The sequence below is a fragment of the Limnobaculum zhutongyuii genome, assembly GCF_004295645.1.
In the GTDB taxonomy this organism is placed as follows: Bacteria; Pseudomonadota; Gammaproteobacteria; order Enterobacterales; family Enterobacteriaceae; genus Limnobaculum; species Limnobaculum zhutongyuii.
Genome location: NZ_CP034752.1, coordinates 4,253,279 through 4,269,016, shown reverse-complemented (window position 1 = coordinate 4,269,016; position 15,738 = coordinate 4,253,279). Strand labels below are relative to the sequence as shown.

General features: G+C 47.1%; 18 protein-coding genes. 14 read left to right on the top strand and 4 right to left on the bottom strand.

Annotated features, from left to right (window positions below):
- Positions 1-90: 90 nt before the first annotated feature.
- The gene (gene ubiE / locus EKN56_RS19140; protein ID WP_130593784.1) at positions 91-846 is read left to right on the top strand and encodes a bifunctional demethylmenaquinone methyltransferase/2-methoxy-6-polyprenyl-1,4-benzoquinol methylase UbiE; all 756 of its coding nucleotides are present in this window, start codon (positions 91-93) and stop codon (positions 844-846) included.
- A gap of 240 nt (positions 847-1,086) precedes the next feature.
- Entirely contained in the window at positions 1,087-1,653 is a 567-nt protein-coding gene (locus EKN56_RS19135) for a DUF4291 domain-containing protein (protein ID WP_130593246.1), read from the top strand.
- Positions 1,654-1,669: 16 nt separating this feature from the next.
- Here the strand turns inward: EKN56_RS19135 and EKN56_RS19130 are convergent, their stop codons facing one another.
- Positions 1,670-2,002 (bottom strand): hypothetical protein, encoded by a 333-nt coding sequence (locus tag EKN56_RS19130; protein WP_130593245.1) that lies wholly within the window; start codon positions 2,000-2,002, stop codon positions 1,670-1,672.
- A 75-nt stretch (positions 2,003-2,077) separates the two neighbouring features.
- Positions 2,078-2,269 (bottom strand): hypothetical protein, encoded by a 192-nt coding sequence (locus EKN56_RS19125; RefSeq protein WP_130593244.1) that lies wholly within the window; start codon positions 2,267-2,269, stop codon positions 2,078-2,080.
- 406 nt (positions 2,270-2,675) lie between these two features.
- On the opposite strand from EKN56_RS19125, the gene EKN56_RS19120 reads away from it, so the two are divergent.
- The 8 genes from EKN56_RS19120 to hemB all read left to right on the top strand — a co-directional run bounded on the left by EKN56_RS19120 (position 2,676) and on the right by hemB (position 9,707).
- On the top strand, positions 2,676-2,996 hold the full coding sequence (locus EKN56_RS19120) for a DUF7677 family protein (RefSeq protein ID WP_130593243.1): 321 nt from the start codon (positions 2,676-2,678) through the stop codon (positions 2,994-2,996).
- Positions 2,997-3,349: 353 nt separating this feature from the next.
- Entirely contained in the window at positions 3,350-3,958 is a 609-nt protein-coding gene (ubiJ, locus tag EKN56_RS19115) for a ubiquinone biosynthesis protein UbiJ (protein WP_130593242.1), read from the top strand.
- A complete protein-coding gene (ubiB, locus tag EKN56_RS19110; protein WP_130593241.1) occupies positions 3,955-5,586 on the top strand; it encodes a ubiquinone biosynthesis regulatory protein kinase UbiB in 1,632 nt (543 codons plus the stop codon). Before ubiJ ends, ubiB begins: the two co-directional genes overlap by 4 nt.
- Before the next feature lie 97 nt (positions 5,587-5,683).
- Positions 5,684-5,965 (top strand): Sec-independent protein translocase subunit TatA, encoded by a 282-nt coding sequence (tatA, locus tag EKN56_RS19105; protein ID WP_130593240.1) that lies wholly within the window; start codon positions 5,684-5,686, stop codon positions 5,963-5,965.
- 3 nt (positions 5,966-5,968) lie between these two features.
- Positions 5,969-6,496: a Sec-independent protein translocase protein TatB gene (tatB, locus tag EKN56_RS19100; RefSeq protein WP_130593239.1), complete on the top strand. Its 528-nt coding sequence runs from the start codon at positions 5,969-5,971 to the stop codon at positions 6,494-6,496.
- 3 nt (positions 6,497-6,499) lie between these two features.
- A complete protein-coding gene (tatC, locus tag EKN56_RS19095) occupies positions 6,500-7,297 on the top strand; it encodes a Sec-independent protein translocase subunit TatC (protein ID WP_130593238.1) in 798 nt (265 codons plus the stop codon).
- Positions 7,298-7,816: 519 nt separating this feature from the next.
- Complete coding sequence (tatD, locus tag EKN56_RS19090; protein ID WP_130593237.1) at positions 7,817-8,599, top strand: 3'-5' ssDNA/RNA exonuclease TatD; 783 nt, start codon at positions 7,817-7,819, stop codon at positions 8,597-8,599.
- Positions 8,600-8,684: 85 nt separating this feature from the next.
- Positions 8,685-9,707: a porphobilinogen synthase gene (gene hemB, locus EKN56_RS19085; protein ID WP_130593236.1), complete on the top strand. Its 1,023-nt coding sequence runs from the start codon at positions 8,685-8,687 to the stop codon at positions 9,705-9,707.
- 154 nt (positions 9,708-9,861) lie between these two features.
- On the opposite strand, the gene rfaH is transcribed toward hemB, so the two are convergent.
- Entirely contained in the window at positions 9,862-10,353 is a 492-nt protein-coding gene (rfaH, locus tag EKN56_RS19080) for a transcription/translation regulatory transformer protein RfaH (RefSeq protein WP_130593235.1), read from the bottom strand.
- Between the two features lie 214 nt (positions 10,354-10,567).
- Between rfaH and pepE the strand changes: the two genes are divergently transcribed.
- The 4 genes from pepE to EKN56_RS19060 all read left to right on the top strand — a co-directional run bounded on the left by pepE (position 10,568) and on the right by EKN56_RS19060 (position 14,561).
- Positions 10,568-11,293: a dipeptidase PepE gene (gene pepE / locus EKN56_RS19075; protein WP_130593234.1), complete on the top strand. Its 726-nt coding sequence runs from the start codon at positions 10,568-10,570 to the stop codon at positions 11,291-11,293.
- 80 nt (positions 11,294-11,373) lie between these two features.
- Positions 11,374-12,861, top strand: coding sequence for a 4-hydroxy-3-polyprenylbenzoate decarboxylase (gene ubiD / locus EKN56_RS19070; RefSeq protein WP_130593233.1), 1,488 nt, complete (start codon positions 11,374-11,376; stop codon positions 12,859-12,861).
- Between the two features lie 54 nt (positions 12,862-12,915).
- A complete protein-coding gene (fre, locus tag EKN56_RS19065; RefSeq protein WP_130593232.1) occupies positions 12,916-13,617 on the top strand; it encodes an NAD(P)H-flavin reductase in 702 nt (233 codons plus the stop codon).
- 155 nt (positions 13,618-13,772) lie between these two features.
- The gene (locus EKN56_RS19060) at positions 13,773-14,561 is read left to right on the top strand and encodes a tyrosine-protein phosphatase (protein ID WP_130593231.1); all 789 of its coding nucleotides are present in this window, start codon (positions 13,773-13,775) and stop codon (positions 14,559-14,561) included.
- A gap of 62 nt (positions 14,562-14,623) precedes the next feature.
- On the opposite strand, the gene asd is transcribed toward EKN56_RS19060, so the two are convergent.
- Positions 14,624-15,736 (bottom strand): aspartate-semialdehyde dehydrogenase, encoded by a 1,113-nt coding sequence (asd, locus tag EKN56_RS19055; protein ID WP_130593230.1) that lies wholly within the window; start codon positions 15,734-15,736, stop codon positions 14,624-14,626.
- Positions 15,737-15,738: the final 2 nt, after the last annotated feature.

Below are 15,738 nucleotides of genomic sequence, written 5' to 3'. Positions count from 1 at the left end.
AGTAAAAAAGAGTTATTGGTGAGTATGTTTCAGATTGTTTCTGGTAGACTAAATTTATTCATATGACTTATTAAATCAGGTTGAATCATGATGAACGAAACGCAGGAAACTACGACGCACTTTGGTTTCCGCACGATAGAAAAAGATCAAAAAGTCGCAATGGTTGCTGAGGTTTTCCATTCTGTAGCTTCAAAATATGACTTGATGAACGACTTAATGTCATTCGGGATTCACCGGGTTTGGAAACGATTCACTATTGATTGTAGTGCGGTTCGTGAAGGGCAGAAAGTGCTCGACCTGGCAGGTGGAACCGGTGATTTAACGGCAAAGTTTTCTCGTCTGGTTGGCGAAAAGGGAGAAGTCGTTTTAGCCGATATTAATGACTCCATGCTGAAAATGGGCCGCTCTAAGCTGCGTGACATGGGCATCATCGGTAACGTCAACTATGTACAAGCTAATGCAGAAGCGTTGCCCTTTCCGGACGATTACTTCGACTGTATTACTATTTCTTTCGGGTTGCGTAACGTCACCGATAAAGATAAGGCGCTGCGCTCAATGTTCCGCGTGCTGAAGCCGGGTGGTCGTTTACTGGTGTTGGAGTTCTCCAAGCCGGTAGTGAAATTACTCAATACGGCTTATGACGCTTATTCATTCCATGTTTTACCAAAGATCGGTGAGATGGTTACAAGCGACGCCGACAGCTATCGCTATTTAGCGGAATCCATCCGTATGCATCCCGATCAGGAAACCCTGAAAGGCATGATGGAAGAAGCCGGGTTTGACGGCGTTGGCTACTTTAACCTGACGGGCGGGATTGTTGCGCTGCATCGGGGCTTTAAGTACTAATCAGAAAAGCAGGCGTATTGCGTCTGCATATACTGACGGTTTGGTAGATATGGTTTTCTGCTAAGGGAGTTAGCAGAGATAAAGGGAGGCGCGTTGCCAGTGGTAACGTGCGTGTATACCGCCATATTTACCTTACAATTATCGGAATTCTAATTGATATTTCACCAAACCTCTTCCCGTATTATGATTTTCTCCTACTGACATAGTTCTTCATCATCAGGTAATAAAAGGATTTCCGATATGATGCCATCACCCCCTCACCGTCAAATTCGGGCGCTGTTTGACGATAATACCATTCGAGTTTATCAGGCCTATTCCAACCAAATTGCCGATTCGGCACTGGCTCAGGGTACGTTTGTTTCCCCTCCGTTTAAGATGGTACGTATGACCTGGATAAAGCCGTCATTTCTCTGGATGATGTATCGTGCTGGATGGGGCTATAAAGATGCCGGTCAGGCGCGCATTCTGGCTATGGATATCACCCGCGAAGGCTTTGAATGGGCTCTGGAACATAGCTGTGGCAGCCATGCGGAACCATCAATGAGCAAGGAACAATGGGAGCAGGTTAAACGCGATTCTCCGGTTCGTATTCAGTGGGACCCTGAACGTAACCTGTTGCTTCATCCCCTTGAATATCGTTCTATCCAGATTGGTTTAGGGGAAGAGGCGGTAGATCGTTATGTAAACCAGTGGATATGTCGGATCACTGACGTGACGCCATTGGCCCATGAAATTCGGGCATTGGTGGTGAAAGGCGAGATGGAGAAGGCTGAGGCGTTGTTGCCGCTGGAGAGGGTTTACCGGTAGTTTACGGCCCAGTGCTTTAGAAATAGAAGAAGATTCCGGTGTTGTGTTTTAGCGCGCTATTGACCAGAGTGAGTAGTTTTTGCAGGATTTCACAATTGGTTGAGACCAGTTTAGATTCAATAATCTGTTGCGCATGAAGAAGGCGCTCGTTGCTCAAGAGTTTCTCATCTTCAAAATCATCAATCATGATGTTCAGGGCTTTGTTTATCTGTTCGATAACACCAGTCTTCCAGAGCACCTTGTATGCTTCTTCACTGAGATAAAACTCAATTAAGTCTCCAGCAATGCAAGCGTCGAGATCCAAACGAGCCATAGCTGCTTTGCTGATGGGGACGGAGATGTGTTTCATTATTATTTCCTTGGCTAACAAATATAGACGCCATACCGACGTCTATAAATTTCAATAACAGTAGCAGGCTTTGGATTACCCGTTACTGGCATAAAGCACCGAAAATAACGCTGCCATTTTCTCGTACAAGATAAACTGTAGCGACTCTTTTACCGGGGCGTCTTCCAGCTTAACCACCACGCTAATCAGGGCCAGACACTGTTCCGCCAGTTCCAGTGGATCGCTTGGAGCCAGTTTGTTTGGCGCAATATCCGTTGAATTAAGCATGGGAATTTACCCCGCTTAATTTACAGCTGGCTATAGCAGAAGATCGTTTATTGGATCCGGATCGGAAATAAGATCTGACGAGTATAAATTTAGAGTGAGTTTGGGTATGCTCTTTAACAGCCATGATGTTACCTCGTATAACGTTGTGGTCAGAAACCCCGTTAGTGTGTCGAGCACTGCGGGGTTTTGCTTTTTGGCGGCGAAATATTCACCGGCATGATTACGGTATATTTATCCAGCAAATGGGTCAATTGGTGAGGCGCTGTTTTCATTGGGGAATTTGGGATTTTGGGGATGTATCGCAAAAAGCGGTTTTATTGGGTGGGCAGGTGTTAGGCGCAGTGGATTGTATTGAATTAAACACTATAAAATAGAAAATTCATTTTATCTGATGGGATGAAATCACTTGAAACTGAGTAACAGCCTTAGTGGAACAATAAGAACATTCGCATATTTTATGTCGAGCGGAAGTCATTATATGCTGAAGGGTATCAATTACCTTGAGTTGTATGGAACAGACCCCAGTGCTATTGAACAGGTTTATGCCATCTTTATTAATGTTCTGGAAGTGGATAACGAAGGTACGGTACTGAATGCTCATTATGCACAGAGAAGAGCGACAGATTACTTAAAAGCCTATTGTGACCCCAATTTTAAGGTTCAACCTGCTTATGAAGATTGGGAAGTGGAATTATATGGTCCTCCACCATTAAAAGATTTAATTTAAGTTACGGGCTCAAATTATTTTATGGTTTGATGCGCCGGGGATATTGTTATGACAATCAGCTAATATAGCCGAAGTATGAATGAATACTTTCTGTTAAGTTTTAAGTGATAATCAGTTTTTTTCATTGTTACAATGCGTTAGAACTGTAGTGGCACGAAAAATCGCCAATAGATGAGCAACCAGATTTTTAACCGCCGATGATTTCAATTAGCGTTTGCTAACAATAATGTTATCGTCTCAAAACAGATATTTTATTCCGCCATTTTGGCTTATCTCCTCATTCAGTCATTGCCTTCATGGTTGAATATCATCAATATACCCGTGTTGTATTTCAGTTCTTACAAAGGATCGCTATGTTGTTTGTTCCCTTGATTGCCGGCATTATTGAAACCTCTCTGAACAGTTTGCTTTTTCGCGATCGCAGTATGCAGTCGATGAGCCATCGACTGGCGGGTAAGACGCTAAAGCTGAGCCTGCAAGAGCTGTCCACTTCTCTGACGTTAGTCTTCAGTGTTAATCATATTGATGTGGTGAGCCAGTGGGAGCAGCCAGCAAACTGCACTCTGATAACCAAACTGCCAACCCTGTTTTCTTTGCGCGATCGCCAACGCCTGTCTACGTTGATGCGTGATGGTGATGTTGTTGTTGAAGGGGATATGCAGGTAATACAGCAATTTGTCACCTTAATCGATCTGGCTGAGTGGGATCCTGCTGAATGGCTCTCTCCTTATATCGGCGATGTAGCGGCAGAAACCCTGAGTCAGGGCGCACAGAATGGCGCTAAAAAGATGAAGCAATGGGTCGAACATCAACAAAATTATCTGGCACAGGCGGTGACGGAGGAGTGGCGTTTGGCCCCCGGACGCCTGGAAGTGCTGCATTTTAGCGATGAAACTGAAATTTTGAGTCAGCAGGTTGATGCTCTGGCGAAAAGAATAGAGAAGCTGGAGAGCACCCGATGACCCCATCTGAGTTTTTGCGTTTATATGTAATCGTCCGCGTTTTTCTGACTCATGGGTTGGATGAGTTGATCCCGAAAATGCGTCTTACCTGGCCGCTGAGAATGTGGTGTCGTTCGCTGTTCTGGATGAGAAATAAATATCCGGATAAAGCACTGGGAGAGCGATTACGTTTAGCATTGCAAACCTTAGGGCCGGTGTGGATTAAATTCGGTCAGATGATGTCAACCCGTCGGGATTTATTCCCACCGGTTATCGCTGACCAGCTGGCGCTGTTGCAGGATCAGGTTGAATCTTTTGACGGTGAATTGGCCCGTCGGTACATTGAAGCTTCTATGGGCGGCAAGCTGGAACAGTGGTTTGATGATTTCGACCCTCAGGCACTGGCATCGGCTTCTATTGCTCAGGTTCATACTGCGGTGCTGAAAAGCAACGGTCAGGAAGTGGTACTGAAAGTTATTCGACCGGATATTAAACCGATTATTGAAGCGGATATCCGCCTGATGTATCGCATTGCCGGTTGGGTGCCAAAACTACTGCCGGATGGTCGCCGTCTGCGGCCGCGCGAGGTGGTTCGTGAATATGAAAAAACCTTGTTGGATGAGTTAAACCTGTTGCGCGAAGCGGCGAATACTATTCAACTGCGCCGTAACTTTGATAACAGCCCGATGATGTATGTGCCTGAAGTTTTCAGCGATTATTGTCATGAAAATGTGCTGGTAATGGAACGTATCTACGGTATTTCCATTGCTGATATTGATGCACTGGAAGCTAATGGTACCAACATGAAAGTGCTGGCGGAGCGCGGGGTTCAGATCTTCTTTACTCAGGTGTTTCGCGACAGTTTTTTCCACGCGGATATGCATCCGGGGAATATCTTTGTCAGCTATGCTACGCCAGAAAATCCACAATATATCGGCATTGACTGCGGTATTGTAGGTTCACTGAGCAAAGGGGATAAACGCTATCTGGCGGAAAACTTTATCGCCTTTTTTAACCGGGATTACCGGAAAGTGGCTGAGTTGCACGTGGACTCTGGCTGGGTGCCGCCAGATACCAATGTAGAAGAGTTCGAGTTTGCCATTCGTACCGTTTGTGAACCGATTTTTGAAAAGCCGCTGTCCGAAATCTCATTCGGTCATGTGTTGATGAATCTGTTTAATACTGCTCGTCGCTTCAATATGGAAGTGCAGCCACAACTGGTATTATTACAAAAAACCTTGCTGTATATCGAAGGATTAGGCCGACAACTCTATCCACAGCTGGATCTATGGACTACCGCCAAGCCCTTCCTGGAAACCTGGATGCGCGATCAGGTAGGGATCCCAGCACTGGTTCGCACCCTGAAGGAAAAAGCGCCATACTGGATAGAGAAATTACCTGAATTACCGGAATTGTTTTACGACAGTTTGCGGCAGCACAAAGAATTGCAAAATAGTATTGATAAACTCAACGCTCAAATTGGTCATCGTCAGGAGAAACAGAACCAGTCACGCTACCTCTTTGGGGTAGGTGCTACTTTACTGATTGGTGCTACAATCCTGTTCGCAAATCATATTCCCGTCTGGCCAGTTTGTCTGGCGGGTGCCGGAGCGGTTGTCTGGCTGATTGGATGGCGAAAGGCAGCTTAACTATTTATTACCAGATTTTATTACTACAGCTTGCTGAAACTACCGTATACTGGTCAGCAATCTCAAAATCAACCCGCGATTAATAGAGGCATATAACATGGGTGGAATTAGCATTTGGCAACTACTGATAATCGTTGCGATTGTCGTATTGTTGTTCGGAACAAAGAAACTGCGTACTTTAGGTTCTGACCTTGGCGCATCAGTAAAAGGCTTTAAAAAAGCCATGAGCGATGAAGAGACGACTTCTAACCAGGCAACCACTGCCAACAAAGAAGAAGCCCAGAACGACGCTGATTTTGATGTAAAGTCTATTCAAGAACAGCAACAACCTTCGGTTAAAACCGAAGAGCAAAAGAGCCAGAATAAAGAGCAGGTATAATCCGTGTTCGATATAGGATTTGGTGAAATTGTACTGGTACTGATCATTGGTCTGATTGTGCTTGGCCCTGAGCGGTTACCGGTTGCAGTTAAAACAGTCACGGGCTGGATTAGAGCGATGCGTTCTCTGGCTTCATCCGTGCAAAATGAGCTGACTCAGGAACTGAAGCTGCAAGAGCTGAAAGAGAGCCTGAAGAAAGCGGAACAGGCGGGTCTGCAGAATTTATCTCCGGAGCTGAAAGCTTCTATGGATGAATTAAAAGAGATGGCGACCGGGATGAAGCGTACCATCCAGAGCGATCTCAATAATGCGGCTGAGTCTTTTAATACTTCACCAACTTCTGCTGCTGATGCCGATAAACCTTCGGTATCAGCCACTGAATCTGCCGCAAAAGCAGCAGAGGAAGCAGCAGCGAACAAGAGTAAAGTACCTCCCGTCGAGTCTGTTGCAGAGCCGGTTGTTGCTGAAACGGCAACAGAAACTGTTCAGCCAGAGCCGGTATCCATCAATAAACCTGATAGCGAAAAATAATCCATGTCCGTAGAAGATACCCAGCCGCTTATCAGCCATTTGATTGAATTACGCTCTCGTCTGTTACGGTCGATGGTTTGTATTCTGTTGATATTTCTGGCGTTAGTCTATTTTTCAAACGACATCTATCATATGGTGTCCGCACCATTGATGACTCAACTGCCTCATGGTGCCAGCATGATTGCAACGGACGTGGCTTCGCCATTCCTGACGCCAATCAAGTTGACCCTGATCGTTTCGGTGTTTATTTCAGCGCCTTATATTCTTTATCAGGTGTGGTCATTTATTGCCCCTGCACTGTATAAGCATGAACGTCGTTTAATGATGCCGTTGCTGTTCTCCAGTACCGCGCTATTTTATCTGGGTATGGCGTTTGCTTACTTCGTGGTATTCCCGCTGGCGTTTGGCTTCTTTGTTAAAACCGCACCTGAAGGCATATTGATATCTACCGATATCAATAACTACCTGAACTTCGTTATGGCGCTGTTTTTTGCTTTTGGCGTATCGTTTGAAGTACCGGTTGCCATCATCCTGCTGTGCTGGAGTGGTGTCACCACGCCAGACGATCTGAAAAAGAAACGCCCTTACATCATTGTGGGTGCATTCGTGGTGGGTATGTTAATGACACCCCCCGATGTGTTCTCGCAAACGCTGTTGGCCATCCCCATGTGTATCCTGTTTGAAATCGGCGTTTTCTTCGCCCGTTTCTATGTAGGAAAAGGCCGTAAAAAAGCAGATGAACAAGACGAAGAGGATTGCGCAGACGAGCAGTCCGACGACAGCGAAAAACCATCGGCGTAAGATTAATATTATTGCATTTGAAGCCGCCTTATAGGCGGCTTCAGACTGCTGACAAAGTCAGATGATTCAGTTTTATGTTTTAGCATAGTTAATCGGAGGGAGAGGGTGCCGTGGGGGTCGACTTGGCGCAAGCCAACGAAGTGCCCGTAGGCAGCCTAGGCCCGACGCGCTCTGTAGCTGAGTACAGATTGTTTACCGACCATTATCGGTGCCGATATAAGCACAGTGTTTTTGCGGTCGGAATATCCGTAGGTGATGATTTATTAAGTTTGTCAATAGTTTAAAGCCGCCTTATGGGCGGCTTTAAACTATTAGCGAGAGCAATCGGAGGAAGAGATTCCCGTTGGGGTCGACTTGGCGCAAGCGCTAAGCTCAGATGGTCTTCCGGCCGAGCACGAAAATAATATTGGCATGTTGCTTTTACGGCCGGAATATTCACGGAAGTTAATATAAATGGCTTATCAACATGTGGATGGTTTTTATTTAAAGCCGTGGTAACCGTTATCAGGAGAAAAATCAATGTTCGATATCGGCGTCAACCTGACCAATCGCCAGTTTGCTCAGGATCGGCATGAAGTAGTGGAGAGAGCTAAGCAGGCCGGTGTTAACGGCATGCTGGTTACCGGTACTTCGTTGAAAGAGAGCATTGCTGCCCATCAGCTATCCAACCACTATCCTGATTATTGCTGGAGTACCGCCGGAGTTCACCCTCATGACGCTTCTGGCTGGTCAGCCTCCTGTGAGCAGCAAATATATCAATTGGCAGCAGAGTCAAACGTAGTGGCTATAGGTGAATGCGGACTGGATTTTAACCGTAACTTCTCAACGCCACAGGAACAGGAACATGCCTTTAGTGCACAGCTGGCGATAGCGGCAGAGCTTGAAATGCCGCTGTTTTTGCACTGCCGTGATGCCCATCATCGCTTTATTGAGTTACTGAAACCCTGGCTGAGCAAAGTACCTGCGGCGGTAGTGCACTGCTTTACCGGCAACCGTCAGGAATTGGAAGAATATCTGTCACTGGGGCTCTATGTTGGCATTACCGGTTGGATATGTGATGAGCGTCGGGGGCAAGAGCTACGCGAACTGGTGCCGTTAATACCTGCGGATAAGCTATTGCTGGAGACCGATGCCCCTTATTTGCTGCCGCGAGATCTTACCCCCAAGCCAGCCTCACGGCGCAATGAACCCGCACTTTTAGCCCATATATTGCAGCAAGTTGCCCTACTGCGTGGCGAAGACGCCGTTTGGTTAGGGGAAATAACCCAGCAAAATGCTAACCGTTTATTGAGATTAGGTTGAGTCACTGCGAGAGCAGCGTATGATAAATAATGAAAAACTGGTGGGTGTTGATTCCCCGCAGAGTTAAGAATTGAGGAGAACTTTTGTGAGCTATATTATTCCGAGTGCTTTCCCTGAGCGTCGACTGCGTCGCGTGCGTAGCCATGACTTTAGCCGCCGTCTGGTGTCTGAAAATCAGTTAACGGTTAACGATTTGATCTATCCGGTATTTATTATGGAAGGGGAGAACCAGCGTCAGGAAGTTCCTTCTATGCCGGGCGTTAGCCGCATGACGGTTGATTTACTGGTGAAAGAAGCTGAAGAGCTGGCTAAATTGGGTATTCCGGTGCTTTCCCTTTTCCCGGTGATTGAACCAAACCTGAAAAGCCTGTTTGCAGAAGAAGCCTACAACTCACAAGGTCTGGTTCCTCGTGCGATACGTGCGTTAAAGCAGGCGGTACCTGAACTGGGTATCCTGACGGATGTGGCCCTTGATCCTTATACGGTTCATGGTCAGGATGGCATCATTGATGATAATGGTTATGTGATTAATGACATTACTAAAGAGATTCTGATCCGTCAGGCAATGTGTCATGCCGAAGCCGGGGCTGATATCGTTGCTCCAAGTGACATGATGGATGGCCGCATTGGCGCTATTCGTCATCAGTTGGAAGTTCAGAGCTTTGTTAATACGCAGATCATGGCGTATTCCGCCAAGTATGCTTCATGTTATTACGGCCCATTCCGTGATGCAGTGGGTTCCAGCGGCAACCTGAAAGGTGGCGATAAGAAAACCTATCAGATGGATCCGGCTAACAGCAATGAAGCTTTACAGGAAGTGGCTCAGGATCTGCAAGAAGGCGCGGATATGGTAATGGTAAAACCAGGCATGCCATATCTGGACGTAGTTCGTCGGGTTAAAGACACCTTTGGTGTACCGACGTTTGCCTATCAGGTGTCTGGCGAATATGCCATGCATATGGCCGCATTCCAGAATGGTTGGTTACAGGAAAAACCGGCGGTAATGGAATCATTACTGTGCTTTAAACGTGCGGGGGCGGATGGTGTTTTAACCTACTTCGCGAAACGTGTCGCTCAATGGTTACATGACGACGCGATGCAACGCTAGAAACAATCGGTAGACCGTCGGGCCATTGGCCCGACGGTCTCAGATATCAGAGACAAGCCATTGTCCGGCTGGGTACAAAGGTAATATGAGCAAATGGTTTTTACGGCCGGAATGTTCACCGCCGCTGATTAAAATGGCGATAAAAAATTAAATATCAATCCCGTTTCTCAAATTGCGAATTACTAATCTTATGTTCAACCTTTTGGTTAATCAGATTTAATAAAAGTATCGAGCGGGCTTCACCATCCGGTTCAGCATAAATAGCTTCTAATCCTTCAAATATTCCTTCAGTAATGACGACTTTATCACCGCTTTTAGGCCGTGTTGGATCGCTTAGCTGTGGCTTAGGCTGCATCATCAGGTTTTTTATCAGGCTAAAAGGTACCGTCACCGGAAACTTGCCGAAACGAATAAAGTGGCTAACGCCCCGGGTTGCGCTGATAGTGGTAGTGTGAACTCTTTCCGGATCCAGCTCAATAAACAGATAGTTTGGGAACAGCGGTTCATCCACTAATGTTTTTTTACCCCGAACAATTTTTTCTATCTGATACATAGGGCTAAAGCTGGGCACCTGTTGCCTTTCAAGATGCTCTTGTGCGCGTGTTAGTTGACCACGCTTACAATAAAGTAAATACCATGATTCCATGAACTAATTCACCAAAGAAAAACACCGTTTAAGCATAGCAAAATAGTAGAATAATAGACATCAGGTTCAGTCTGATGGTCGATTAATCCAACGATAAATACTATGCTGGGCTAATACATTGAGACAGTTTCGAGCTAAATGGAAAACGATCACAGTAAAGGCGTGTGTTTTCCTGTATAAATAGAGAGTTAATAACTAAACAGAGGTGCTTTATATGGAACTGATATTGTTAAGTAATGGTAAGACATCCGGCGACCAAGAGTTACTGGGTTACGCTAAAAAGCAGATTTTAGCGGTGTTAGAACGTCGGAAAGTCGCCAAAGCAATATTAATTCCTTATGCCCTGATTCGTAGTGATTATGATGCGCGTGCTCGTGATCTGGAAAGCAGCTTAGGTATTTCCGTCACCAGCATTCACCACTTTGATAAGCCGGCTGAAGCTATCGCTCAGGCGGAATGCATTATCGTTAGCGGTGGTAACACATGGATGTTGAATCAGATGTTGCATGAGAAAGATTTGATTGTGCCAATTCAACGTGCAGTTCGTGAACGTGAAGTTCCTTATATTGGCTGGAGCGCCGGTTGTAACGTGGCTTGCCCATCCATCAGAACCACGAACGATATGCCAGTACGCAGCAGCGTAGTGTTACCATCATTAGGGCTGTTCCCGGTGCAAATTAACCCGCACTATATTGATGCTCATCTGAGTGGACATATGGGCGAAACCCGCGATGAACGTATTGCTGAGTTTTGTGCGGTAAACCAAACTGAATCCGTAGTGGCATTGCGTGAAGGCAGCCTGCTGCAGATTTCTGGTACTAAACTTCGCTATTACAGCGCTAAAGATCAGGGCTTCAAAATTTTCCGTCATGGTCAGGAAACCACGGAACATGTTGATACCGCTGCGCTTAGCGAGCTGGTACCGTTTACCTGCTGTTAATAGCTAAAAGTAAGTATAATGGCAGCAAAGTGAGGGAAACCTTTCTATAATGACATCTTAACTGACCTGTAAATAAAACTATGAAATACCGAGATCTGCGCGAGTTCCTAGATTTGCTGGAGAAGCAAGGGGAATTAAAACGTATTACACAACCGATTGACCCCTATCTTGAGATGACAGAGATTGCCGATCGCACCCTGCGTGCCGGTGGTCCTGCACTGCTGTTTGAAAATCCGAAAGGATATCAGACCCCTGTGTTGTGCAACCTGTTTGGCACACCCAAGCGGGTGGCGATGGGGATGGGACAGGAGGATGTGAGTGCGCTGCGCGAGGTTGGTAAACTGTTGGCCTTCCTGAAGGAACCGGAACCACCAAAAGGGTTTCGTGACCTGATGGATAAACTGCCGCAGTTTAAACAGGTTTTGAATATGCCGACCAAACGGCTGGCCTCTGCACCTTGTCAGGAACAAATCTGGCAGGGTGATGATGTTGACCTGAGCAAGCTGCCCATTATGCATTGCTGGCCAGAAGATGCTGCTCCGCTCATTACCTGGGGGCTAACGGTCACCCGTGGCCCTCACAAAGAGCGACAGAATCTGGGCATTTATCGCCAGCAGGTGCTGGGTAAAAACAAAGTGATTATGCGCTGGCTCTCTCATCGGGGCGGTGCCTTAGATTATCAGGAATGGTGCCAGCAGCATCCCGGTGAGCGCTTTCCGGTTGCAGTGGCATTAGGTGCCGATCCTGCCACTATCCTGGCGGCGGTAACGCCGGTGCCGGATACGCTTTCTGAATATGCCTTCGCCGGGTTACTGCGCGGTTATAAAACCGATGTGGTGAAGTGTGTATCCAACGACTTAGAAGTACCTGCCAGTGCTGAAATCGTGCTGGAAGGTTATATCGAGCCAGGGGAAATGGCGCCAGAAGGACCATATGGCGATCATACCGGTTATTACAACGAAGTGGATAGTTTCCCGGTGTTTACCGTAACCCATATTACTCGTCGGGCGGATGCTATCTATCATTCAACTTATACCGGTCGTCCACCGGATGAACCGGCGGTGATGGGGCTGGCACTCAATGAAGTTTTTGTGCCGATTCTGCAAAAGCAGTTCCCGGAAATTGTTGATTTCTACCTGCCTCCTGAAGGTTGCTCCTATCGAATGGCCGTGGTTACGATGAAGAAGCAGTACGCCGGTCATGCTAAGCGCGTGATGATGGGCGTTTGGTCCTTCCTGCGGCAATTTATGTATACCAAGTTTGTCATTGTCTGTGACGATGATATTAATGCCAGAGACTGGAATGATGTGATCTGGGCAATTACCACCAGAATGGACCCGGCGCGCGATACCGTATTAATGGAAAACACGCCAATCGACTATCTGGATTTTGCCTCACCGGTTTCAGGATTAGGCTCCAAGATGGGTATGGATGCCACCAATAAGTGGCCTGGTGAGACACAGCGCGAATGGGGAAGACCAATCACAATGGACCCTGCCGTGCGTTCTCGTGTTGATGCCATCTGGGATGAGCTGGCAATATTTGAAGATGGCAAAACGCCTCGTTAACTATCGCATTAACTTAGCGATAGCTGGAATTTAATGACTCTGTAGAGGGAGTACATGGCTATATTGAATTGTAAGGTTGCCTCAGTGGAGTCCATCACTGATACGGTATTTCGCGTGCGTTTAGTCCCCGATTTACCGGTTTCATTTCAGGCTGGTCAGTATTTGATGGTGGTGATGGATGAGCGCGATAAGCGCCCGTTCTCAATGGCGTCGACCCCCATGGAGAGCGAATCTATTGAGTTGCATATCGGCGCTTCCGAACTCAATCTGTATGCTATGGCAGTGATGGACCGTTTGTTGAAGGAAGAGACAATTTCTGTTGATATTCCTCACGGTGAGGCGTGGCTACGTACTGACTCGCAGCGTCCAATTCTGCTGATTGCCGGTGGTACCGGATTCTCTTATGTGAACTCTATCTTAATGACCGTACTGGCCCAACAGCCGGAACGTCAGATATCGCTGTACTGGGGCGGGCGTGAAGAGGCGCATTTATATGACCTTGGTCGTCTTGAAGCGGTGACCGTCCAGTATCCTAACCTGAGCGTTATCTCTGTGGTAGAACAACCAGAACCTGAATGGCGTGGGCGTAGCGGAACCGTACTTACCGCCGTATTGGCCGATTTTGGTTCATTGGCTGAGCATGATATTTATATCGCCGGGCGCTTTGAAATGGTCAAGATTGCCAGGGAAAGGTTCTGTAATGAGCGTGGTGCGGATGAAACCCGTATGTTTGGTGATGCCTTCTCGTTTATCTGAGAATCTGTTTACTTATCAGGCTATGACGTATCGGATATAGATAAAAGCGATCGCGCCATAGCCACCAACTTCACTCCTCAGCCATTTTTTTGGTGCTAATCTGAGCATCGAAACCGATAATTAATACTACTGATAGCCGAATTGAAGAGGGATCCATGACTACTATCAATATTTTGCATTCATCACTGCTACCGCTACAGGGCGGCATTAATTTTCGCGATCAGGGCGGAAACCAGGTCAAAGACGGACGTAAAGTGAAATCTGGTTTGTTGCTGCGTGCGGGCTCTCTGGACCGACTAACCGTGGATGACTGCCACTATCTTAGCCAAATGCCACTGACCCAGATTATTGACTACCGTGATGCTGATGAAGTGCAAACCCGTCCCGATGTGCTGTGGCAGGGCGTTGATTATGAAAATATTCCGGCTAATCCTTTATCCGATGATGTCAATGCTAACTTTGGCAAGCTGACGGATGAATCACTGGCATCGTTTAATGCGGTTGATTTTATGACCCGACTGTATAACCAACTGCCTTTTAATAATCGGGCTTACCGTTATCTGACTCAGGTGATGCAGCAACCAGGTTCTGGTGCTTTAGTACAGCATTGTGCGGTGGGTAAAGATCGCACCGGTATTGGTTCAGCTATTGTGTTGCTGACGCTGGGCGCAGATCGCAATACGGTTATTGAAGACTATATGCTGACGGAAACGACGCTGGCGCCTTATCGCAGAGAGATTTTAAGCCACATGACCGAACATCTGAACGAACAGCATGGTATTGATAGCCTGAGTTATGTGATGTCGGCCAAAGAGAGCTTTATTGGCACCGCGCTGCAGGCCATTGACCAACGTTATGGCAATACCGATAACTGGCTGGAGCAGGAATTTGGCTTAACGCCAGAAGTTCGGGCGAAAGTTCAGGATAAGTATTTAGAAGCATAACTGCAGGTGGAATGAATGTGTCTTTCCCTTCCGGCAACAGCCGGAAGGGAAAGACGGCAGGATTAAGCCTGTTGCAGTAAAATACGCAGCATACGGCGCAGCGGTTCCGCCGCACCCCACAGCAGCTGATCACCTACGGTGAAGGCTGACAGATACTCAGGCCCCATATTCAACTTACGCAGACGACCTACCGGAGTAGAAAGCGTACCGGTAACCGCAGCCGGAGTCAGCTCACGCATAGAAAGCTCCCGGTCGTTTGGTACCACTTTCACCCATTGGTTATGTTCTGCCAGCATGCTTTCAATATCCGCCAGAGGAACATCTTTTTTCATCTTCAGGGTAAATGCCTGGCTGTGACAACGCAGTGCGCCAATACGAACGCACAGACCATCTACCGGAATGACGGAGCCAGTGTTCAGAATCTTGTTGGTTTCAGCCTGACCTTTCCACTCTTCACGGCTCTGGCCGTTTTCTAATTGCTTGTCAATCCAAGGGATTAAGCTACCGGCCAATGGCACACCGAAGTTATCGACAGGTAATACGCCGTTGCGCATTTCTGCCGTCACTTTACGTTCGATATCCAGAATGGCAGACGCCGGATCCTGTAGCTCTTTGGCAACGGTCGCGTGCAGCATACCCATTTGGGTTAATAGTTCACGCATATGACGGGCGCCGCCGCCGGAAGCTGCCTGATAGGTGGCAACCGAAGCCCACTCCACCAGATTGTTAGCAAACAGCCCACCCAGCGCCATTAACATCAGACTAACGGTACAGTTACCGCCAACAAAGGTTTTGATGCCTTGATTCAAGCCCTGATGGATCACCTGATGGTTCACCGGATCGAGAATAATGATGGCATCATCTTTCATGCGCAGGGTTGAAGCCGCGTCAATCCAGTAACCGTTCCAACCGGTAGCGCGCAGCTTAGGATAAATGTCACTGGTATAGTCACCACCCTGACAGGTGATAATAATATCCAGTGCGCGTAACGCGTCGATATCATTGGCATCCTGCAGCGTACCGCTTTGACCGGTGAAGGTGGGTGCTGCCTGACCAGTTTGTGACGTAGAGAAAAATACCGGGCGGATAGCATCAAAATCACGTTCTTCTATCATGCGTTGCATCAGAACGGAACCGACCATGCCGCGCCAGCCAACAAAACCGACGTTTTTCATAT